The 20978-nt window shown below is 72.3% G+C and carries 17 protein-coding genes; 6 read left to right on the forward strand and 11 right to left on the reverse strand.

The features are described from left to right. Nucleotides 1-97 precede the first annotated feature (97 nt). From ACSYGN_RS32415 to ACSYGN_RS32425, 3 genes are all read left to right on the forward strand, one after another. Nucleotides 98-3817 carry a DNA polymerase III subunit alpha gene (locus ACSYGN_RS32415; protein ID WP_460401945.1) on the forward strand — a complete coding sequence of 1240 codons (3720 nt, stop codon included), beginning with the start codon at nucleotides 98-100 and terminating at the stop codon, nucleotides 3815-3817. Further along, nucleotides 3814-4788 carry a DNA polymerase Y family protein gene (locus tag ACSYGN_RS32420; RefSeq protein ID WP_460401947.1) on the forward strand — a complete coding sequence of 325 codons (975 nt, stop codon included), beginning with the start codon at nucleotides 3814-3816 and terminating at the stop codon, nucleotides 4786-4788. The genes ACSYGN_RS32415 and ACSYGN_RS32420 overlap by 4 nt, the downstream gene beginning before the upstream one ends. Nucleotides 4789-5029: 241 nt before the next feature. Then, nucleotides 5030-5911, forward strand: a complete 882-nt coding sequence (locus tag ACSYGN_RS32425; protein WP_460401949.1) for an esterase/lipase family protein — start codon at nucleotides 5030-5032, stop codon at nucleotides 5909-5911. Between the two features lie 58 nt (nucleotides 5912-5969). Here the strand turns inward: ACSYGN_RS32425 and ACSYGN_RS32430 are convergent, their stop codons facing one another. Beyond that, nucleotides 5970-6863 carry a lytic polysaccharide monooxygenase auxiliary activity family 9 protein gene (locus ACSYGN_RS32430; RefSeq protein WP_460401951.1) on the reverse strand — a complete coding sequence of 298 codons (894 nt, stop codon included), beginning with the start codon at nucleotides 6861-6863 and terminating at the stop codon, nucleotides 5970-5972. Nucleotides 6864-7125: 262 nt separating this feature from the next. Next, nucleotides 7126-7260, reverse strand: a complete 135-nt coding sequence (locus ACSYGN_RS32435; RefSeq protein WP_460401953.1) for a hypothetical protein — start codon at nucleotides 7258-7260, stop codon at nucleotides 7126-7128. A 149-nt stretch (nucleotides 7261-7409) separates the two neighbouring features. On the opposite strand from ACSYGN_RS32435, the gene ACSYGN_RS32440 reads away from it, so the two are divergent. Next, entirely contained in the window at nucleotides 7410-8048 is a 639-nt protein-coding gene (locus tag ACSYGN_RS32440; RefSeq protein ID WP_460401955.1) for a class I SAM-dependent methyltransferase, read from the forward strand. A 51-nt stretch (nucleotides 8049-8099) separates the two neighbouring features. Here ACSYGN_RS32440 and ACSYGN_RS32445 read toward each other — a convergent pair whose 3' ends face one another. Both ACSYGN_RS32445 and ACSYGN_RS32450 read right to left on the reverse strand, forming a co-directional pair. Beyond that, nucleotides 8100-8603 (reverse strand): ribonuclease FAU-1 family protein, encoded by a 504-nt coding sequence (locus tag ACSYGN_RS32445; protein ID WP_460401957.1) that lies wholly within the window; start codon nucleotides 8601-8603, stop codon nucleotides 8100-8102. Continuing rightward, complete coding sequence (locus tag ACSYGN_RS32450) at nucleotides 8584-9513, reverse strand: GNAT family N-acetyltransferase (protein WP_460401959.1); 930 nt, start codon at nucleotides 9511-9513, stop codon at nucleotides 8584-8586. Before ACSYGN_RS32450 ends, ACSYGN_RS32445 begins: the two co-directional genes overlap by 20 nt. A 71-nt stretch (nucleotides 9514-9584) precedes the next feature. Here ACSYGN_RS32450 and ACSYGN_RS32455 point away from each other — a divergent pair, with 71 nt between their 5' ends. After that, nucleotides 9585-9953: a GntR family transcriptional regulator gene (locus tag ACSYGN_RS32455; RefSeq protein ID WP_460401961.1), complete on the forward strand. Its 369-nt coding sequence runs from the start codon at nucleotides 9585-9587 to the stop codon at nucleotides 9951-9953. A gap of 44 nt (nucleotides 9954-9997) precedes the next feature. On the opposite strand, the gene ACSYGN_RS32460 is transcribed toward ACSYGN_RS32455, so the two are convergent. Continuing rightward, nucleotides 9998-10786: a DUF72 domain-containing protein gene (locus ACSYGN_RS32460; protein ID WP_460401963.1), complete on the reverse strand. Its 789-nt coding sequence runs from the start codon at nucleotides 10784-10786 to the stop codon at nucleotides 9998-10000. An 86-nt stretch (nucleotides 10787-10872) separates the two neighbouring features. Beyond that, nucleotides 10873-11967 carry a DUF5925 domain-containing protein gene (locus ACSYGN_RS32465; protein ID WP_460401965.1) on the reverse strand — a complete coding sequence of 365 codons (1095 nt, stop codon included), beginning with the start codon at nucleotides 11965-11967 and terminating at the stop codon, nucleotides 10873-10875. A gap of 163 nt (nucleotides 11968-12130) precedes the next feature. Here ACSYGN_RS32465 and ACSYGN_RS32470 point away from each other — a divergent pair, with 163 nt between their 5' ends. Beyond that, a complete protein-coding gene (locus tag ACSYGN_RS32470; protein WP_460401967.1) occupies nucleotides 12131-13549 on the forward strand; it encodes a xylan 1,4-beta-xylosidase in 1419 nt (472 codons plus the stop codon). A gap of 32 nt (nucleotides 13550-13581) precedes the next feature. On the opposite strand, the gene ACSYGN_RS32475 is transcribed toward ACSYGN_RS32470, so the two are convergent. The 5 genes from ACSYGN_RS32475 to ACSYGN_RS32495 form a co-directional block, all read right to left on the reverse strand. Then, nucleotides 13582-17490: a lipopolysaccharide biosynthesis protein gene (locus ACSYGN_RS32475; RefSeq protein WP_460401969.1), complete on the reverse strand. Its 3909-nt coding sequence runs from the start codon at nucleotides 17488-17490 to the stop codon at nucleotides 13582-13584. After that, complete coding sequence (locus ACSYGN_RS32480; protein WP_460401971.1) at nucleotides 17483-18283, reverse strand: polysaccharide deacetylase family protein; 801 nt, start codon at nucleotides 18281-18283, stop codon at nucleotides 17483-17485. The genes ACSYGN_RS32475 and ACSYGN_RS32480 overlap by 8 nt, the downstream gene beginning before the upstream one ends. Beyond that, nucleotides 18276-19331, reverse strand: a complete 1056-nt coding sequence (locus ACSYGN_RS32485) for a glycosyltransferase family 2 protein (protein ID WP_460401973.1) — start codon at nucleotides 19329-19331, stop codon at nucleotides 18276-18278. The genes ACSYGN_RS32480 and ACSYGN_RS32485 overlap by 8 nt, the downstream gene beginning before the upstream one ends. Then, nucleotides 19328-20146 carry a glycosyltransferase family 2 protein gene (locus ACSYGN_RS32490; protein ID WP_460401975.1) on the reverse strand — a complete coding sequence of 273 codons (819 nt, stop codon included), beginning with the start codon at nucleotides 20144-20146 and terminating at the stop codon, nucleotides 19328-19330. Before ACSYGN_RS32490 ends, ACSYGN_RS32485 begins: the two co-directional genes overlap by 4 nt. A 366-nt stretch (nucleotides 20147-20512) precedes the next feature. Next, the gene (locus ACSYGN_RS32495; protein ID WP_460401977.1) at nucleotides 20513-20953 is read right to left on the reverse strand and encodes a hypothetical protein; all 441 of its coding nucleotides are present in this window, start codon (nucleotides 20951-20953) and stop codon (nucleotides 20513-20515) included. Nucleotides 20954-20978: the final 25 nt, after the last annotated feature.

Genomic DNA, 20978 nt, shown 5'->3' on the forward strand with positions numbered 1-20978 from the left:
TAGTACATGTGTTCGAGAATGAGGGTATGGTGGGAAAAGGAGAGTAGGGAACTGATGTTCGAGAGCCGGTAGGGGCTCATGAGCGCGGGAGGTGCGTGTGCCGGGTTTCACGCATCTGCACACCGTCTCCGGATACTCACTGCGCTACGGCGCCTCGCACCCGGAGCGGCTGGCCGAGCGTGCCGCCGAACGGGGCATGGACGCCCTCGCCCTCACCGACCGCGACACCCTCGCGGGCACCGTCCGCTTCGCCAAGGCGTGCGCCGGAGCCGGGGTACGGCCGCTGTTCGGAGCAAACCTCGCGGTGGCCGGGCCCGAGCCCGATGCCGGGTCCCTGCGCGGCGGGCGACGCCGTACCCCGGTGCGCGGCGGCGCCTTCGTCGACGAGTCCGCGCCCCGCGTCACCTTCCTCGCCCGGGACGGCGCGGCGGGCTGGGCCGACCTGTGCCGCCTGGTCAGCGCCGCCCACGCCGCCGGATTCCCGGCCGCCGGGCCGCCGGGCACCCCGGACGGGAACGGACCGGCCGGACCCCCGACCGGGGGAGCGTGGTCAGGACCCCCGTTCCCGGCCGCACCGCCGGGACCCATGTCCTCGGGCACCCCGCTGCTGCCCTGGTCCGCCAACCACGCCGACGGCCTCACCGTCCTGCTCGGGCCCGCCTCCGACGTGGGCCGCGCGCTCGCCGCCGGACGCCCGGACCGCGCGGCCCGGCTCCTCGTCCCCTGGCGCGAGATCTACCGCGACGCCCTGCGCCTGGAGGCGGTCTGGCACGGCCGCGAGGGCACCGGGCCCGGCTCCCTGAGGCTGGCCGCCCGCACCGTGGGCTTCGCCGCCGAGCAGCGTGTCCGCCCGGTGCTCAGCAACGCCGTCCGCTACGCCGACCCCGGCCAGGGCCCGGTCGCCGACGTCCTGGACGCCGCGCGCCGGCTGGTCCCGATCGACCCCGCCGGGGAACTCGACCCGGGCGAGGCATGGCTCAAGGACACGGGCGCCATGCTGGCGGCGGCGGAGCGGATCGTCGAGGCCGCCGGTTTCCGGCGCGACACCGCGCACCGGCTGCTGGAACAGACCCGGGCGACGGCCGCCGAGTGCCTGGTCGACCCCGAGGACGACCTCGGCATCGGCACCGTCCACTTCCCCGAGGCCCGCCTCGTCGGCGCCGGGCGACGCACCGCGCAGCGCACGCTGGCCTCACGGGCGGCGGCGGGCATGGTGCGCCGCGGTTACGCCGGGCGGCACGCCTACTGGGAGCGGATGCACCACGAGCTGGACATCATCGCCCACCACGGCTTCGCCTCCTACTTCCTCACGGTCGCCGGGATCGTGGACGACGTGCGGGACATGGGCATCCGGGTCGCCGCGCGCGGCTCCGGCGCGGGCTCGCTGGTCAACCATCTCCTCGGCATCGCCCACGCGGACCCGATCGAGCACGGGCTGCTGATGGAGCGCTTCCTGTCGAAGGAGCGGGTCGTGCTGCCCGACATCGACATCGACGTGGAGTCGGCCCGCCGGCTGGAGGTCTACCGCGCGATCATCGGCCGGTTCGGCACCGAGCGGGTGGCGACGGTCTCGATGCCGGAGACGTACCGGGTGCGCCACGCGATCCGCGACGTCGGCGCGGCGCTGTCCATGGACCCCGCCGACATCGACCGCATCGCCAAGTCCTTCCCGCACATCCGCGCCCGCGACGCCCGTGCCGCGCTCGCGGAACTGCCCGAGCTCCGGGCGCTGGCGGGGGAGTCCGAGCGGGAGAAGGAACGGTACGGCAGGCTGTGGGAGCTGACCGAGGCCCTCGACGCGCTGCCGCGCGGGATCGCCATGCACCCCTGCGGTGTCCTGCTGTCCGACGCCACCCTGCTGTCCCGTACGCCGGTCGTGCCGTCCAGCGGGGAGGGCTTCCCGATGTCGCAGTTCGACAAGGACGACGTGGAGGACCTCGGACTGCTCAAGCTCGATGTGCTCGGGGTGCGGATGCAGTCGGCGATGGCGCACGCGGTCGCCGAGGTGGCGCGCGCCACAGGCACCCGGGTCGACCTGGACGCGGTGGCGCCGGGCGACCCGGCGACGTACCGGCTGATCAAGTCCGCCGAGACACTGGGCTGCTTCCAGATCGAGTCGCCGGGCCAGCGCGATCTGGTCGGACGGCTCCAGCCGGAGACCTTCCACGATCTGGTGGTGGACATCTCGCTGTTCCGGCCGGGCCCGGTCGCCGCCGACATGGTGCGGCCGTTCATCGAGGCACGGCACGGACGGGCGCCGGTCCGCTACCCGCACCCCGATCTGGAGGAACCGCTGCGGGGCACCTACGGGGTGGTCGTCTTCCACGAGCAGATCATCGACATCGTCGCCGTCATGACCCGCTGCGGGCGGGGTGAGGCGGACCGGGTGCGGCGCGGGCTGTCGGACCCGGAGTCCCAGGGGCGCATCAAGGTCTGGTTCGCACAGCGCGCGGCGGAGAACGGCTATGACGCAGAAACGATTCGGCGGACCTGGGAGATCGTCGAGGCGTTCGGCTCGTACGGCTTCTGCAAGGCGCACGCCGTCGCGTTCGCCGTGCCGACGTATCAGTCGGCGTGGCTGAAGGCGCATCACCCCGCCGCCTTCTATGCCGGGCTGCTCACCCATGACCCGGGGATGTATCCGAAGCGGCTGCTGCTGGCGGACGCGCGGCGGCACGGGGTGCCGATCCTGCCGCTGGATGTGAACCGGTCGGCGGTCGCCCATCGCATCGAACTGGTGTCTGAATCACTGTCGGGGTCGCCGTCTGTGGCGAGGCCGGGGTTGCCGTCGGGGGCGCCGTCTGAGCTGCCGTCTGTGGCGAGGTCGGGGTCGCCGTCGGGGTCGCCGGGGAAACCGGGCGCGCCGGCGGTGTGGGGGCTGCGGCTCGCCCTGTCCGACGTCCACGGCATCAGCGAGGCCGAGGCGGCGCGCATCGCGGACGGGCAGCCGTACGCCTCGCTCCTCGACTTCTGGGAACGGGCCCGCCCCAGCCGCCCGCTGGCCCAGCGGCTCGCCCAGGTCGGCGCGCTGGACGCCTTCGGTGCCAACCGGCGTGATCTGCAACTCCATCTGACCGAACTGCACCGGGGAGCCCGGGGCGCGGGCGGCGGTCAGCTCCCGCTCGCCGGGGGTCGCAGGACCGCCCCGGCCGGGCTGCCCGACCTCACGGCGGAGGAACGGCTCAGCGCCGAGCTGGGTGTGCTGTCGATGGACGCCTCGCGCCATCTGATGGACGACCACCGGGCCTTCCTCGACGAACTCGGCGTCGTCCCGGCGCGCCGGCTGCGTGAGGCGCGGCACGGGGAGACGGTGCTGGTCGCGGGTGCCAAGGCGGCCACCCAGACCCCGCCGATCCGGTCCGGCAAGCGGGTCGTCTTCACCACCTTGGACGACGGCACCGGCCTGGTCGATCTGGCCTTCTTCGAGGACTCCCACGACGCCTGCGCCCACACCGTCTTCCACTCCTGGCTGCTGCTGGTGCGCGGAGTGGTGCAGCGGCGCGGTCCGCGCAGCCTCAGCGTGGTCGGCTCGGCCGCCTGGAACCTCGCCGAACTCGTCGAACTGCGCGCCGAGGGCGGGCTGGACGAGGTCGCCGCCCGCCTCGCCGCACCGGCGGAGCCGGCAGGGCGAACGGAGGAGGCAGGCCGGGCGGGACCGGCGGCTGAGAACGAGCCGGAGCCGGGGCCGGAGCCGGGCCGGACGATCCGTATGCCCACGGGGTACGAGATGCACCCCTGGGCCGATCTGCGTCCCGCGGGCGAAGGCCCGGCGGGCGGAAGGAAGTTGTGGCATCAGAGTCCGGGGAGTGCGGGATGACCATCCTCTGCGTACGTTTCCAGCTGCCCGAGCCGGACGGGACGGCCCTGCCGGGGCTGCTCGGGCTGCTGGAGGACTTCACCCCCGTCGTCCAGGCGCTGCCCCCCGACCGGGCGCTGGCCGATCTGCGCGGCGCCGAACGCTACTTCGGCCGTGACGCGGTCGAGCTCGCCTCGGTGATCCGGGTCCGTGCCCTCGCGCTGCACGGCGTCGACTGCGTCATCGGCGCCGGACCCGGCCCGATGCTGGCCCGTATGGCACTGCGCGACGCCCGGCCCGGGATGACCTGCGCGGTGCCCGAAGACCCGGACGCCATCGCGGAGTTCCTCGCCGACCGGCCCGTCGTCGCGCTCCCCGGCGTCGGTACGGCCACCGCCCGCACCCTGTGCGAGTACGGCCTGGACACCCTCGGCAGGGTCGCCGCCGCCCCCCTGGCCACGCTGCAGCGCCTGGTCGGTGCGAGGGCGGGCCGCGAACTGCAGGAGAAGGCCAGAGGCGTCGACCGAGGCCGGGTCGTACCCAACGCCATATCCCGGTCTCTCGCCACCGAACGACCCTTCGACCGCGACGAGTTGTCCCCCGACCGGCACCGCAGAGCACTGCTGTCGGCAGCCGGCGAGCTGGGCGCCCGGCTCCGAGCCCTCGACAAGGTCTGCCGCACCCTGACCCTCACCGTCCGCTACGCCGACCGCTCCTCGACGACCCGCAGCCGCAGCCTCGCCGAACCGACCGCGCACTCCGCCGCGCTGACCAGGACGGCATACGGCCTGTACGAGGCGCTCGGTCTCCAGCGGGCCCGGGTCCGCGCCCTCGCCCTGCGCGCCGAAGGTCTCGGTCCCGCCGAACTGGCCTCCTACCAGCTCACGTTCGACCCGGCCGACGAGAAGATCCGCCGTATCGAGGAGGTCGCGGACCGGGTGCGGGCGAAGTTCGGGCCGCGGGCACTGCTGCCGGGAACCCTGGCGGCGTGAGGCGCCCCGGCCAGGAGCGAGTCGACGCATCGTCAACTGTGCCCGCATAAGCCCCCTTTGCCACCCCCACTACTCCTCATCGCAACTCATCACCGGCTAGCACTGGAAGTTTTTACTGGCCCGTAACTTCACAGTTGGACTACTCGTCCGTAACTTGGCCGAGAGAACAGCATCATCCTCGTGATCCGGATCACAGGGCGTCCTGCCAACGCACCTCCTCGATCCGCAAGGAGATCACCCGATGCTGCCCTGGAAGCGCCTGGTCAGACCCCTGGCCGCACTGCTGCTGACCGCCGCGGTCGCGACCGTCCCCGCAGCCACCGCCACCGCCTCCACCGCGACCTCCACCGCCTCCACCGCTCCGAGCAGTGGCTGGAACGACTACTCCTGCAAGCCGTCCGCCGCGCACCCTCGTCCCGTCGTCCTCGTCCATGGCACCTTCGGGAACGCCGTCGACAACTGGCTGTCCCTCGCCCCCTATCTGGAGGACCGCGGCTACTGCGTCTTCTCCCTGGACTACGGCCAGTTGTCCGGAGTCCCGCTCTTCTACGGCCTCGGCCCCATCGACACGTCGGCCGGACAGCTCCAGACGTTCGTCGACAAGGTGCTCGCTGCGACCGGCGCCGCCAAGACCGACATCGTGGGCCACTCGCAGGGCGGCATGATGCCCCGCTACTACCTCAAGTTCCTGGGCGGCGCCGCCAAGGTGAACGCCCTCGTCGGCGTCGCCCCGGACAACCACGGCACCGACCTCGACGGACTCACCAACCTCCTGCCGTACTTCCCCGGCGCCGAGGACCTGCTCAAGGCCACCACCCCCGGCCTCGCCGACCAGATCACCGGCTCCGCCTTCCTCACCAAGCTCAACGCGGGCGGTGACACCGTCCCAGGAGTGCACTACACGGTCATCGCCACCAAGTACGACGAGGTGGTCACCCCCTGGCGCACCCAGTACCTCAGCGGGTCGGACGTGAAGAACGTCCTGCTCCAGGACCTCTGTCCGCTCGACCTCTCCGAGCATGTGACGATCGGCCTGTTCGACCGTATCGCCTACCACGAGGTGGCCAACGCCCTTGACCCGGCGCACGCCACCGCCACCACCTGCGCATCCGTGTTCAGCTGACCGGCCCGCCGGGGCCTGACCGGCCTGAGCCGCCGCTCAGGCCCCGGCGCCCCCCGTGTCAGCGGCCGCGCCGCCCGCCGCCCGCGGTACCCCGCCGCCGTACCGAGGCGAACAGGGCGGCGGAGCCCAGTGCCAGCGCGGCCGCACCCCCGATCGCGTAGTACGGGGTGGTGGCGTCGCCGCCGGTGTCCGCGAGGCCGATCACGACGCCGTCCGCCTGCGGCCGGTTGGCGTCCGTGGGGTCCGCCGAGGCTGCCGGTGCCGCAGCCGCGGGGGTGGTCGGATCCCCGGTGGGGGAGCCGGCGCCGCTCCCGCCGAAGGTGACGTCCGAGCAGGAGTAGAACGCCTCCGGGCTGTCCGACCGCTGCCAGATCGCGTACAGCACCTGCTTGCCGGAGCGCTCCGGGAGCGTGCCGGGGAAGGTGTAGAAACCGCTGGAGGCGACCGGGTCGATGGCCGTCGCGACGGGATGTCCGAGATCCAGGTCGGCCCAGGAGAGCGGCTTCGACGGGTCGTAGCCGGACTTGGTGATGTACACCTTGAAGGTGCCCTTGTGCGGCGCCGTCACCCGGTACTTGAAGGTGTACGAGCCGCTGTTCACGCTGGTCGCGGGCCAGTCCGTACGGGCCAGGTCGAGCCCCGCGAACTCCTCGTCGTCCGCGCTGCACAGCTTGCCGTCCGGGATCAGTTCCTGGTGCCGCCCGCTCGCGTCGCCGATCCGGATGCCGTTCCAGTCGTAGAGCGCCTGGGTGCCGCCCGCCGCGACCGCCGCCCTGCACGCCGCCGAGCCGGGATTCTCCGGGCCCTCCGCATAACACTGGGCGACCCGGCTGACGGGGTCGCCCATGGTGCCGTGCGGGTGCGCGGGCGTGGCGGCGAGCAGGGTCAGGGCGAGGGGGGCGAGAGCGACTACGCCGATCGCGGCGGCGGTCTCGAGACGCCGAGCAGGCATGCCGAAGCTCCTCGAACGGTCCTTGGGCGGGGTGGGTCAGATGGGGCCACCCCTGCGGCGGATCCCGTGGGGGAGGGATCCGCCGCGGTGGATCCCTGCGGCGGATCCCCGTGGGGGGTGATCCGAACCTAGCCCCAAGAAACCGTGAAATCGCCTGCCGAAGGCGTCGGGAGGAGATCCTTATGGTCCCGTTAAGGGAGTGCTGAGCCTGGCATCAGACAGTGGGCCCGGGCGGGCCGGGAACCGGCCGGACCGGGCCCGTTCAGCCGTCCGGCCACCAGGTGCGTGCGATGTCCTTTCGCACCTCGGGGCGCCCGGCCGGGCGGTCCTCGGGGTCGTCGCCGGTACGGCGGGGGTCGGTCCTCTTCAGGGGCTTCTGCACGGTGATGCGGCGCATGGCTGCCTCCTTCGCGCGTCTGCCGGATTCCGTGGTGTGTGGTGTCACGGAGGCAGACCCTTTTGGGGAGAGTTCCTCATCGGGGGCGGTCTGTCAGTGGTGGCTGTCACGATTCGAGTGTCAGTGGCAGGTGTCACTCTTCGGGAGCTATGACGATGAACCAAGACAATACGGTTCCTCCGGGGGTCATGGGAACAGGGACGGCGGAGATCGACTGGAACGCCGAGGCGGCCGGTTTCGACGACGAGCCGGACCACGGGCTGCGCGACCCCGAGGTGCGCGCCGCCTGGGCCCGGCGGCTGCGCGGCTGGCTGCCCGTCCGTCCCGCCGATCTGCTCGACCTCGGCTGCGGCACCGGCAGCCTGTCGCTCCTCGCCGCCGAACAGGGTCACAGGGTCACCGGCGTGGACCGCTCACCGGCCATGGTGGAGCGGGCCCGCGCCAAGCTGGCCGGACGCGACGCGGCGTTCCTGGTCGGTGACGCGGCGGCGCCGCCGGTGGGGGAGCAGCGCTACGACGTGGTCCTCGTCCGGCATGTGCTGTGGACCCTGCCCGCACCCGACCGCGTCCTGCGCCGCTGGCGGGCCCTGCTGCGCCCCGGCGGACGGCTCGTCCTCATCGAGGGCGTCTGGGGGACGGTCAGCCCCGTCGGCATACCCGCCGACCTGCTCACCGGCCTCCTGGAGCCGCTCGCCGGGGAACTGCGTCTGGAACGGCTGTCGGAGGAGCCGCTGCTGTGGGGCCGGGAGGTGACGGACGAGCGGTACGCGGTGGTGGCGACGGTGTGAGGCCGCCAGGAGCTGCCGGGCCGGGCGGGGCCCGGTCGGCCCGTCGGCCGCTCAGGGGGTGAGGAGAGCATCGAAGCCGCCCTCCACAGCCAGCCGTTCCAGCTCGTCCAGCGCGGCCACGGCCCTCGCCGCGGCCCCCGGGTCGCGCTCCGCCAGGCCGCTCGCCGCGAACTCGTCCTCGTCCAGCCGCCGTACGTCCCTGCCGTCCGCCGACCGCCACAGGTCCAGATCGAGATCCTCGACGACCAGCTCCGTGCCGGTCAGCACGGCGGGCCGGGTGATGTCGCAGTACCAGCCCTTGAGCACGCCCGCCGCGTCCCGGACCTCCTTCACGGAGTACCAGCGGTCCCGCCAGTAGTGCTCAGTGAAGACATCGCCCTGCTCGAAGCGCACGAACCCGAAATCACGGGCCACGTCACCCGCCCACGGTGCGCGCACCGTGACGCGGGTGCCGTCGTCGGAGAGGAGCACCGCCTCGTAACGGATCTTCGTACGGCCGCCCTTGACCAGGGCGACGTCCAGCAGACGTCCTGGTTCAGCCGAGTTCGCGGACATACCGCACCTCCGTCGCGCAGATCTCGTACCCGAACCACTCGTTGATCGCGAGCATCGGGCCGTTGCCGGTGTCGTTGCCGGTGAACGCCTCGGCGAAGCCCGCGGCGCGGGCGCGGTGCAGGGAGTCGTTCTTGGCGAGCTTGGCCAGCCCCCGGCCCCGGAAGGCGCGGGCGGTGCCGGTCATGAGGGTGCTGTAGCGGGTGCCGCCGTCGGTGCGGGCCGCGCTGAACGCCGCGGGGCGGCCGTCGACCAGGACGACGGAGGTCAGTTCCTGGCTCACCAGCGGATGCCGCCAGGTCCAGGTCAGCCAGCTCGCGTAGTCGGACTGCTCGCCGCCGAGATCGCTCGGCTCGTCCGCCACCGTCTCCGTGTCCAGCTCGAACAGCGGGTACGGATCGTCCGCGAAGTCGGCGCCGGAACGCAGTTCGACCCCTGGCGGCAGGTCCTGGAGCGGAGGCAGCGCGCCCTGCGCGAGGTCGAGGCGCAGGAAGTGCGCGGAGCGGCTCGGACGGTAGCCGTGCCCCTCGGCGAAGGCGCGGCCCACCGGCGCGTCCTGCACCCAGGCGTACGACCGCCGCGCCCCGTGGGCCGCCAGATGCTCCTCGGCCACCCGCACCAGCAGCGACCCCGCGCCGTGCCGGGTGCGCCCGGGGTCGACATACACGTTCATGAACCCCTGGTCCGGCTCCCCGACGCCCTGTGCCAGTCCGACCTGGGCCGTACCGGTGATCTCACCGTCCTCCTCGGCCACCAGCAGCATGAAGCGGGCATCGGGATGCGGATGGGTGAGGTCGTAGGCGAGCGACTCGGGGGTGACCAGGAAGTACGGCAGCGCACGGTCCCGGACCCGGGCGAAACCCTCCAGGTCGGACCGTGGCTCCGGGCGCAGCGCACGCACGATCACCGTCATGGACGCGCACGCTACGTCGGGCGGACGGCGAACGCCTCTTATTTTCCGGCCGGTGCGGGACAATGCACCCCGTGAGCCTGAAGATCCACATCGATGACAGCGCCCCGCCGTTCGAGCAGGTGCGCGCGCAGATCTCCGAGCAGGCGCGGTCCGGGGCGCTGCCCGTGGGCCACCGGCTGCCCACGGTGCGGGGCCTCGCCGAGTCGCTGGGCCTCGCCCCGAACACGGTCGCCAAGGCCTACCGCGCACTGGAGACCGACGGGGTGATCGAGACCCGCGGACGCAACGGCACCTTCGTGGCCGCCGCCGGGCAGGCCGCGGAACGGGAGCTCGCGGCGGCCGCGCAGGTGTACGCCGAGCGGGCCAGGCGGCTCGGACTGGACGAACGGTCGGCCCTCGCCGCCGCCCGGGAGGCCCTGCGGGCGGTGTACGGCGGGTAGCGCCTCACTGCGCCCCGTAGCACGGCGGTCCCGGCGCACATGCCCTACGACCCGGTGCCCGCACGCTGCCCCAGGACCTCGTCCGGCGCCCGTGTCACCGTCAGCCCCGCCCGTCGGGCCGTCTCCGCGAAGTGCACCGCGTCCGCCACCGCCGCCCCGCCCGGGTCGTTGTTGAAGTAGGTGAACACCTCGGCCCCCGCCCTCCAGGACGTGGCGATGCGGTCGACCCAGGTCTCCAGGGACCGCCGCCCGTAGCGTGGCCAGGGCTGGGCGCGCCCCTCGTGGAAGCGGACGTACCCCCAGTCGGCGGTGCACCACAGCGGAGTCACCGGGCGGGCGAGCACATCCGCCCAGCACAGCGCCGCACTCCGGGCCTCCAGCACCGCCCGCACCTCGGACGTCCACCAGGAGGCGTGCCGTGGCTCCACCGCGACCCGGGTGCCGCCGGGGAAGCACGCCAGGCAGGCGTCGAGGAGCCCGGGGTCGGCGCGCAGGGTGGGCGGTAGCTGGAGGAGGACCGGGCCGAGCCGGTCGCCGAGACCGGCGGCGTGGCTCATCATCCGGTGCACCGGTTCCGCGGGGTCCTTCAGCCGCTTGATGTGGGTGAGGTACCGGCTCGCCTTGACCGCGACCACGAAGTCACCCGGCACCCGCTCCCGCCACGCGGCGAAGTTCTCCCGCGTCGGCAGCCGGTAGAACGCGTTGTTCAGCTCCACCGTGGCGAAGTGCGCCGCGTACTCCTCCAGCCACAGCCGCTGCGGACACCCGTCCGGGTACAGCACGCCCCGCCAGTCCCGGTACTGCCACCCCGACGTCCCGACGAACAGGGTCATACCCCCATCAAAGCACCGGAGGGACGGCCGGGGCGCACGGATACGCTCCGGTCGCCCCTCCTCTCTGTCCTCCGGCGGCCCGCGCCCTACAGATACAGCCCCTCGTCCGACCCGCCCCGCGGCTCCGGCACCGACGTCGGCGAGGTGCCCCGGCGCAGCGCGTACAGCTCGGCCAGGGTCGACCCGTCGCGCCCGACGCCCTCCTCGGCGCCGAGCCAGCCGACCGACTCCGCCCGGGTCAGCCGTCCGACCTCGATACGGGCCAGACAGCGGCCGGGCCGCACCACGGCGGGGTGCAGCCGCTCCAGATCCTCGTTGGTGGTGACACCGACCAGCACATTGCGGCCCTGGCCGAGCAGCCCGTCGGTCAGGTTCAGCAGCCGGGACAGCGCCTGCCCCGCCGTGTGCTTGGCCTCGCCGCGGATCAGCTCGTCGCAGTCCTCCAGCAGGAGCAGCCGCCAGCGGCCCTTGCCCGCCCCGTCCTCCTCACCGATCGCGATGTCCATCAGATAGCCGACGTCGGAGAACAGCCGCTCCGGGTCCAGCACACAGTCCACCTGGCACCAGTCCCGCCAGGAACGGGCCAGCGTGCGCAGCGCCGAGGTCTTGCCGGTGCCGGGCGGGCCGTGCAGGAGCAGCAGCCGTCCGGCGATGTCCTCGGGAGTCGTCTTCATCAGGTGGTCCATCGCGTCCGCCACCGGCGCCGTGTAGTTGGGGCGGACCTCCTCCCAGGTGCCCGCCGAGATCTGCCGGGTCGTACGGTGCGGGCCGCGCCGCGGGGAGACGTACCAGAACCCCATCGTCACGTTCTCCGGCTGCGGTTCCGGTTCGTCGGCCGCGCCGTCGGTGGCCTGGTCGAGGATCTGCTTGGCCAGTTCGGCGGTGGTCGCTGTGACGGTGATGTCGGCACCCCGGTTCCAGCGGGACACCAGAACGGTCCAGCCGTCCCCCTCCGCGAGGGTGGCGCTGCGGTCGTCGTCCCTGGCCACCCGCAGCACCCGGGCGCCGGACGGCAGCAGATTGACACCGGAGCGCACCCGGTCGATGTTCGCCGCGTGGGAGTACGGCTGCTCGCCCGTCGCGAACCGGCCGAGAAACAGCGCGTCGACGACATCGGACGGGGAGTCGCTGTCGTCGACGTTGAGCCGGAACGGCAGGGCGTCGTAAGGGTTCGCAGACATGCCGTCCATGATCCGGCACCCGGAGCCCCCGTGCACCCGGTTTCCGCACCAGGACACGAAGAGTCCGATCCTCCCGGAACATCCCCTCCGCGCCTTTCGAATCCATCTGTCCGCCTCCGGATGCATGGCCCAGCCGCCACCCCCGCGGTTACTGTTGCCCCCGATGGGACGTCATGGGTGGAACACGGGGGCCCGGTGGTGGCGGCTGACCGCCCTGCTCGGGGTGGGCGTGGCCGCGCTGGCCCTGGTGGTGACGCTGGTCCACACCCTGCCCGGCGGCGGAAGCACGGCCGGCACCACACGTGACGGCGACAAGGTGCACGGCACGCCCGCCACCCCGCCGCACCAGGACGAGCCGTACGTCGGCTGGGGGTTCACCCACACCCAGTACAGCGCCGACGAGGGCAGCGACGCCGCCGGCCGGCGGGTCGAGGGCCTGCTGTCGAAGGCCGGGAGCGTGCCGCAGAACCAGCACATCATGGGCTGGGGCGCCGACAACCCCGAGCCGGTGAAAGGGCGTTACGACTTCGGCGCACTCGACCGCCGTGTCGACTTCATGCGCGCCTCGGGCGGCACGCCCGTCATCACACTGTGCTGCTCACCGGACTGGATGAAGGGCGGCAAGTCCGGCGTCGACAACACCGACTGGAGCCAGGCCGCCCTGGAGACCGCGCCGACCCCGGACCACTACGCGGACTTCGCCGCGCTCGCCGTGACGGTCGCCCGGCGCTACCCCGATGTCACCCACTTCATCGTGTGGAACGAGTTCAAGGGGTTCTGGAACGACGCCCGGGCCCGCTGGGACTACGAGGGCTACACCCGCATGTACAACCTCGTCTACGCGGCGCTGAAGAAAGTGAACCGGAACATCATGGTCGGCGGGCCGTATCTCGACATGGACAGTGTCGACCCGCGCGACCAGAACGCCTCCGCCGACGTCAAGGGCCCCTGGGGCGCCATGGACCAGCGGGTCCTCGACGCCTTCGGCTACTGGAACGAGCACAGGACGGGCGCGGACTTCGTCGTCGTGGACGGCTCCAGCTACACCCGCGACGACGAGATGCTGCCCGACGAGTTCGCCGCCACCGACAAGCTCACCGCCGTCGGTGAGTGGGTACGGCGGCAGACCGACGACCTTCCGCTGTGGTGGGCCGAGTATTACGTCGAGCCCGCCGACGGCAAGGACGAACGCGCCGGCTGGACCGAGGCCCACCGCGTCGCCGTCCAGGCCACCGGGATGATCGCCATGGTCAAGGGCGGCGCGGGCTCCGGCTTCTACTGGAACCCCGAGGACGAGAAGGGCAGCGGCTGCCCCGGTTGCCTCTGGACCCCCACCTACGGCGCGGGCGGCGGCACGGCCCTGCCGATGCTCGGCCTGGTCACCCGCTTCGGCAAGGAGTTCCCGCCCGGCACGCGCTACCGCACCGTGTCCGTCGCCGCTGACGATGTGCCCAATGTGCGGGTCCTGGCGAGCGACCGGACGGTCCTCGTCGTCAACGTCCTCGACCGCACGATCAGCGCGCGGATCGACGGCAAGCGGTTCGACATGGGGGCGTACGAGGTGAAGTGGCTGGCGCGCTGAGCCACCCCGGGCACGCGCTCACCGAAGCCCCCTCACCCCCGCCCCATCGTCAGGAACCGCTGCACCAGTGAGGCGAACAGCACCGCCAGCAGCGGCAGCGAGAACCAGAAGCTGCTCTGGAGCAGTCGCAGCCGCCGTACGCTCGGCCGCATCGCGACCCGTGCCGCCTCCCGCGCCGTCAGCAGCACCAGCAGCGCGACCGCGGCGAGCCCGCCGACCACCGACCACGGGGTCCAGGTCACCCGCGGCCCGATCGGACCCGGATCCGGCTTCGGCACCGCCCCCGCGGGCCGCTCGCTCATCGCGTACACGGTGACGTCGTCGTTGGCGAGGACCTTGCGCAGTTCCGGCCGCCCGTCCAGGTTCCGCACCAGCCGCGTCCCCCAGCCGGCCGGGTAGCCCGCGTCCATGTGCAGATACGTCGCCTGGCTCTCGTCGACCATGAGATACGAGTTCGGGCCCGCGTCCTTGAGCGCCTTGACCAGGCCCGACACCAGCACCGGGTCGGCCGGGGCGAGCGTCGGCACATAGTCGACGCGCTCCATGTCCCGCGCGCCCCACGGCATCGCCGGAGTCACGTCGTTGACGGTGTCGTTGCTCAGCCACAGCAGCCGTACGGTCGGCTTGTCATGGGCGTACACCCAGTCCATGGCGGCGACCTCGCCGGGCCGGATCCGCTCGAAGGTCTCGTTGCCCCAGCGGGCCACCAGGAAGCCGCCCATCAGCAGCAGGCCCGCCAGCAGCGCGGCCAGCGGGGCCAGCCGTCCCAGACCGTGCCGGTCCCTCTCGCGCTCCTCGGGTGTGACACCGCTGCGCGGGAACAGGGCGAGCCCGGCCAGCAGGGCCGCGCCGGGCACGGCGAACATGAAGACGCGCAGCGCCATCTCGCCGCCGTAGGACTGCATACCGAAGCCCAGGAACGGGACGAACGTCAGGACCAGCAGCGACCGTTCGCGGTAACGGTTTCTGCGCCGCCGCCACCAGCCCAGGCAGCCGAACGCCATGACGCCGCCCGCGAGCAGCACCCTGGTGTAGAGGACCAGCTTGTGCGTGGCGTCGCCGCCCTGGATCCGGCCGGAGACGGACGTCTGCACATTGCTGCCGACGCCGCCGACCCCGCCGAACAGGTCGTCGAAGTGCCCCGACCAGTACGGCTCGGCCATGAAACCCAGCCAGGCCGCGGCCAGCACCCCGAACAGCAGCGGCAGACCGCGCAGTTCGCAGCGGCCCGTCAGCACCAGCACGGTCAGGACGCCCAGCATCACGAACGGGGTGAGCTGGTGCGCCGGGACGGTCGCAGCGAACAGGCAGACCAGGACCATCAGCAGCGCCGTCCGCTGCCGCCGGTCGGCCGGCTCGACCTCCATCTCACCGGGCCGCAGCCGCGTCCACAGCACACGCGGGGCCCGGAACCAGACGAGCAGCACCGCCACGAACACCAGATACAGAAGGAAGGTGAAGCCCTGCGGGGAGAAGTAGTCCTGGCCGACCCAGCCGCTCAGCACGAAGATCCAGATCCCGGTCCAGCGGGCCCGCCAGCTCGCCCGCAGCGAGCGGGTGAGCAGGAACATCGGGGCCAGATACAGCAGTTCGATCGTCAGCGGCCACCAGCGGATGACCTCGGTGAAGTCCGTGATCCCGCACGCCCTGCCGATGAACGCGGCCGCCGCGAAGAAGCCCGGCCAGCTCCAGCGGGCGTCCAGGTCGGGCACGGCCGAGCCGGTGCGGTCGATGTAGTCGATGAAGCCCAGGTGCTGCCAGGCGGTCGCGAACCGCGGCTCGGTCTCGATCACCGCGGGCAGCGCGTGCAGCGACACCACGGTCGCCAGCAGCGTCACCAGCAGCAGCGCCCGGTGCTCGTGGCGCCGCCCCAGCAGGGCCGCGAACACCACAACCAGCAGCGCCGCCCCGGCCAGCGTGGGCAGCGGCAGCACGGAGACCAGGCCGAGCCCGCCCATCCGGTCCAGATCGGCCTCGCCGAGGCGCAGCGCGGGCACCCAGTAGAGAAGGAGCGCGGCGACCAGCAGCGCGCCCAGGACCACACCGGCGCGGGTGGGGCGCGCGGGGCGGTCGGGTGCGGGTGGTTCGGACGGGGGTGGCGGGGGGTCCTCGGGGGCGGCGGCTTCCGTCACGGCCGGTACCGGTACGGTCGGTTCGCGTACGGTCGGTTTGCGTTCGGTCGGCCCAGCGGGTGGCCAAGGGGACGGCGACGCCGACGGCTGCCGCTCCTCCACCGGCAGCCCGATCCCCGAAACCCCCCGCCCCAGTGCCCAGGTGTCCTGATCGCGTTCGACGACGACCGGTGTACCGGCGGGCGGAGTGCCCGGCCCCGGGCGCACGTCGGGGCGGCGTTCCTGGTGGTCGAAGTCGACATGGATGCCGAGCCCGAGCGCGAGGGTGTCGCTGTCCAGGGCCCAAGCGGGCCTGCGGCGGCGCGGCACGGCGTCGTCGGCATGCCTGGGCAGCTCGGGCGGCGCCCCCAGGTCGGCGAGGTCGCCGTCGGGCGCGGTGGTCTCGGGGATCTCGGCGGGCGGCCCGGCTCTGACGGTCCGGTAGAGCCTGGGCGCGGCGATGGTCACGATCACCGCGAGGCTGGAGATCTCCGCGACGCCCGCGCCGGTCAGCCCCATGCGGGGGAGCAAAAGCAGTGTCAGGCTCAGCACCAGGAGGCACAGCAGGCCCTGGAGCCAGGCGAGCCCCGCCGTACGGCTCTGTGCGCGCAGCACCGCGAAGTACGTCTCCATGACGACCCTGAGCAGCGCGCCCACCGCGAACCAGCGCAGCAGCGGGGTCGCCGCGTGCGCGTACCCGTCGCCGAAGACGTGCAGGATGAAGGGGGCGCCGAGGAACAGGGCCCCGCACACCGGCAGCATGATGCGGGCCATCCGCCGCAGCGCGGCCCGGGTGTTGGCGGCGAGCCGCGCCGGATCGTGCGAGCCCTCGACGGTCAGGGAGGCGCCCATGTTGATGGCGAGCAGATTGATGGTGCCGCCGATGGTGGTGGTGATGTAGAAGTACGCGTTGTCCTCGGAGCTGACCTGCGAGGCCACGATCACCGGGACCAGATAGACCACGGCGAGCGAGAACAGCGAGCCGGTGTAGTCACCGGCGAGGAAGGTGCCGATCTCCTTGAGCGACGGCGGTCTCGCGTGGTCCCGGGTCGCCTCGATGTGCCGGGGTATCAGACGCCGGAACACCAGCAGGCCGAGCGGGACCGCCGAGGTGGCGATGGCCGCGACCCAGGACACGAAGACCCCGGTGGCGGGGATCGCGGCGGCCAGACCGATCAGCAGCGCCAGCTTCACGGTGGAGAACACCGTGTTGCCGACCGGCACCCAGGGTGCGCTGCGCAGCCCGGTCAGCACACCGTCCTGGAGGGTGAGGACGTTCCAGGCGACCACGGCGACCACGAAGCCGAGCCCGTTCACCGGCCCGTGCAGGAAGCGGTACGACGGCCCCCACGCGTTCAGCGTCAGCAGGAACGCCCCGGCCGCGACGGCCACCACGACCGAACTGCCCGCGTAGGTACGGAAGACGAGGCGCCCGGTGCCGGGTCCGGCGACCGGGATGAAGCGGGCCAGGGCGCCGGTGAGCGTCACCGCGGTGAGCCCGGCGAGGAGCTTCATCGCGGCGATCGCGGCCGACCCCTGGCCGACGGCCGTGTCGGTGTAGTAGCGGGCGGCGATCAGCCAGTAGCCGAGGCCGAGGACGGCGGAGATGCCGGTGTTGAGCATCAGCGCGTAGGCGTTGCGGAAGAGCTGGTTCCCGCCGCCGGGTGCCTGTCCCTGTCCGGGCAGCCGCAGCCGCCGCCCGGACCCGGCCGCCCTGCCGTCGCCCGGCGCGGTGCCGCTCGCACCCGTCGTCGTGCCGGTGCCGGTGCCGATGGTGCTGTCGGTGTTGCTGTCGGTATTGCTCTCGGTGCTGGTCGTCGTGTCAGACACGGGAACCGATGGCCTTCCGGCGGATCTGTCGTGCTCTGCGGACCAGGGCGTACCCCTTGGTGAGGGCGTGGTCCCGGGCGAAGTCCCGGGCGATCGAGCGGCCCTCCACCAGCCGCTCGAACTCCTGGACGGTGGTGGTGCGGCGCACCGTGAGCCGTTGCAGGGCGTACGGCCCCTGCGCGCGGCGGGCCTGACGGTTGCCGACGGCGAGCGCCTGCGCATACCCCGCCTCCCGCACGGCCTGCCGCACCCGGCGGCTGGAGTAGCCGTAGGGATAGGCGAAGGAGACCGGTGCGCGGCCCAGTTCGTCGGCGACGATACGGGTACTGCGCACGAGCTCGTCGCGCAGGGTGCCGTCGTCGAGCTGGTCGAGCTGCGGATGGGTGTGGCTGTGGCCGCCGATCTCCACTCCGGCGGCCGCGAGTTCGCGCACCTGGTCCCAGTCCAGCATGGTGTCGAGGCCGCCGCCCATGTCGTGGGCGCCGCGCAGCCAGCCGGTGGAGACGAACAGGGTGGCCGGGAAGCCGTGCTTGACGAGCGCGGGCAGGGCGTGCCGGTGCACACCCTCGTACCCGTCGTCGAAGGTGATCAGCACCGGCCGCTCCGGCAGCGCCCTGCCGGACCGCCAGCTCGCGGCGAGCGCGGCGGCGTTGACCGGCGTGAACCCCAGATCCCCCAGCACCGCCAGATGCTCAGCGAAGGCCTCCGGCGCGACGGACAGCCCACGGGTGGCGTCGCCCGGCGCGACGGCGACGGAGTGATACATCAGCACGGGCACCGGTCTCTCACCCATGGGACGCCCCCTCGCCCCGGGCAACACCGTCCCGGAACCCGGGTTTCGTCTCGTGCCCCGGGCCGAGCTCGATCTCCGGCACGGAGAACACCGAAAACGCCGTACCGCCGCGCCGGGCCCGTAGCGTGCCGATCGCATAGCCGCCCGCCGCCGAGAGCACCCCGGCGACGATCGCGGCGGCCCGGCCCGCGCCGCCCGGGCGGGCCAGGGCGGCGTCGCGCAGGCCGCGGGCCACTCCGGCAGGGAGGACGCGGGTGGTGTAGCGGCGTTCGGACTCCAGGCCCTTGGCGGTGCCGACGCTCCGGGCGACCAGTGCCTTCGACAGGCCCTCGGCGTAGGTGCGGGTGCGGAAGTAGCGGAAGTGCTCGCGGGCCTCGGGCACCCGGTGGTGGATCACCGCGCGGTCGTCGATGAGGAGGACGGCGTCGGGCCGGGCGCGGGTGAGGCGGATGCACAGTTCCGTCTCCTCGCAGCCCAGTGGCCGCCGGTCGCCGTCGCGTCCGATGCCGGTGGCGAAGCCGCCCGCGGCGTCGAACGCCGTACGGCGGAACGAGGCGTTGCCGCCGAGGACGTTGCGCACCTGTACCCGGCCTGGCGGCAGGCCCTTGTAGGTGCAGCCGACCACCCAGTCGAACTCCTCGGGGAACCAGTGGGGCCGCCGCCGCGACGCCCAGACGGGCATCGTCCGGCCGCCGACGGCCATCACCCGCGGATCGGCGTAGGCCTCGGCGAAGCGGCGCAGCCAGTCGCGTTCGGCGACGGCGTCGTCGTCCAGGAACGCGATGACCTCGCCGTACGAGGCCGCGACGCCGGTGTTGCGGCCGGCGGACAGCCCGCGGGGGCCCGCGTTGGCGAGCATCCGGACCCCGGCTCTCTCCTTGAACTCCCCGGCCAGCCGGTCCAGCAGGGCCCGGTTGTGGTCGACGACCAGGAGCGTCTCCAGCGCGGCCCGTGACTGCGACCGCACCGAGTCGACCGCCGCGAGGATGTCCTCCCAGCGGTCCTCGGTGTAGACGCAGATCACGACGGAGATGTCGGGACCGCTCAAGACACCTGCCCCCGCACCGATTCGAGCAGCGGGGAGCGGTGCTCCTGGCGCCGCAGGTCCCGCCGGTTGGAGCGCTCTCTGAGGATGACCTTCAGCACTCGCAGCCCGTCCCGCACCGCGCGCAGATTGCTGGTGCCGTGGATGCGCAGATACTCGTGGCTGGGTATCTCCTGCACCTTCAGCCCCGCCTTGACGACCCGGATGTTCATCAGGGTCTCCACCTCGAAACCGGTGCAGTCGAGGTCGATCTTGTCCAGGCAGTGCCGCCAGAACGCGTTGTAGCCGTAGCACAGATCGGTGTAGCGGGCGCCGAACTTGCGGTTGACGGCCGTGCACAGCGCCCAGTTGCCGAGCTTGCGGATGAACGTCATGTCGTCGGTGCCGCCGCCGTTGGCGAACCGGGACCCCTTGGCGAAGTCGGCGCCGGACAGCAGCGCGGACACATACGACAGGATCTCGTTGCCGTCGGCGGAGCCGTCCGCGTCGACCATCACGATGATGTCGCCGGAGGCGGCCTCGAACCCGGTGATCAGCGCGTCGCCCTTGCCCTTGCCCTGCTGCCGGACGACTTTGACGTCCGGCCACAGATCGCGGGCGACCTGGACGGTGTCATCGGTGGACCGGCCGTCCACGAGGACGACCTCGTGGATCCAGTCCGGAAGCGTCTTGAAGACGTACGGGAGATTCTCCGCCTCGTTCATGGCGGGGATCACCACACTCACCGGTGGCGCGATGGCCAGGTGAGAGGAGACAGGACGGTACGTCACCGCCCACGGATCCTGCCCCGATGTCGGCGGGCGCAGAACTGAGCTCATGAGTCTGGTCCCTCTCGTCCGGCGGACCGCCCGCCCCTGGGCGGCCCGGCTGTGTGTCCGGTTCGAAAGGGGGGTTCTCACCCATGGCATGACGGAACGACACTCCGTGCATGCCGGGCGAGCTGGCATAGCTGGCCGGCCGCCCATGACGAACGGCAACCGGTCTCGCGGCACGACTCGGCACAAGTGCGGTCACCGAGCACGGCACCCCCCTACCGCGCCCCACGCCGGTTCGCCCTGGCCCTGAGCCCTCCCCTGGAGCCGAATCGTGACGGACCGGTGCGGGTGAGATGTATGACGGTATTGACGATTGAACCCGTATGGCAAGACCTGGAATGAGGCCTCACGTTTTTGTTGGTTTGTACGTTACATAACTTTGGCAGACGTTGTTCCGCCGCGCGAACGGACTTTCCTCATCCGGCCGAGGAACACCGCGGCGAACACGACCGAGCTGAACACGGTCACCGCCACGACACCGCCGCGCACCGACCACCGGTGGACGGCGAGCATGCCCTGGGCGGTCAGCATGTCCACCCCTACCCCGGCGGCGAGCGAGGCGAGTGCGCGGCCGAACGGATCCAGCCCTCGCAGCAGTGTCGCCACGGCCGCCGTCGGCGCCGCGAGCAGGAAGAACAGGGTGAACGGCCCGCGCAGCGGCGACTCGTCGCCGGTGAGCGCGAGCACCGCGCCGACCCCGGCGACACCCGTGGCGGCCCCCGCGAGCAGCGGTGCGAGGTCTCTCCCCGGCCCTGGCCGCGGCCGCTCGGTGCGGTCGGGTGAAGCTGTCCTGATGCCTTTGGTCCGCATGGGCGATTTTGCCCCCTGAAGCGCC

Source organism: Streptomyces sp. YIM S03343, from assembly GCF_054729195.1.

Bases quoted from the DNA above. Each gene is read 5' to 3' on its own strand.
- ACSYGN_RS32420 (WP_460401947.1), top strand. From the start codon at position 3,814: ATGACCATCCTCTGCGTACGTTTCCAGCTGCCCGAGCCGGACGGGACG.
- ACSYGN_RS32425 (WP_460401949.1), top strand. From the start codon at position 5,030: ATGCTGCCCTGGAAGCGCCTGGTCAGACCCCTGGCCGCACTGCTGCTG.
- ACSYGN_RS32430 (WP_460401951.1), bottom strand. From the start codon at position 6,863: ATGCCTGCTCGGCGTCTCGAGACCGCCGCCGCGATCGGCGTAGTCGCT.
- ACSYGN_RS32435 (WP_460401953.1), bottom strand. From the start codon at position 7,260: ATGCGCCGCATCACCGTGCAGAAGCCCCTGAAGAGGACCGACCCCCGC.
- ACSYGN_RS32440 (WP_460401955.1), top strand. From the start codon at position 7,410: ATGACGATGAACCAAGACAATACGGTTCCTCCGGGGGTCATGGGAACA.
- ACSYGN_RS32445 (WP_460401957.1), bottom strand. From the start codon at position 8,603: ATGTCCGCGAACTCGGCTGAACCAGGACGTCTGCTGGACGTCGCCCTG.
- ACSYGN_RS32450 (WP_460401959.1), bottom strand. From the start codon at position 9,513: ATGACGGTGATCGTGCGTGCGCTGCGCCCGGAGCCACGGTCCGACCTG.
- ACSYGN_RS32460 (WP_460401963.1), bottom strand. From the start codon at position 10,786: ATGACCCTGTTCGTCGGGACGTCGGGGTGGCAGTACCGGGACTGGCGG.
- ACSYGN_RS32465 (WP_460401965.1), bottom strand. From the start codon at position 11,967: ATGTCTGCGAACCCTTACGACGCCCTGCCGTTCCGGCTCAACGTCGAC.
- ACSYGN_RS32470 (WP_460401967.1), top strand. From the start codon at position 12,131: ATGGGACGTCATGGGTGGAACACGGGGGCCCGGTGGTGGCGGCTGACC.
- ACSYGN_RS32480 (WP_460401971.1), bottom strand. From the start codon at position 18,283: ATGGGTGAGAGACCGGTGCCCGTGCTGATGTATCACTCCGTCGCCGTC.
- ACSYGN_RS32490 (WP_460401975.1), bottom strand. From the start codon at position 20,146: ATGAGCTCAGTTCTGCGCCCGCCGACATCGGGGCAGGATCCGTGGGCG.
- ACSYGN_RS32495 (WP_460401977.1), bottom strand. From the start codon at position 20,953: ATGCGGACCAAAGGCATCAGGACAGCTTCACCCGACCGCACCGAGCGG.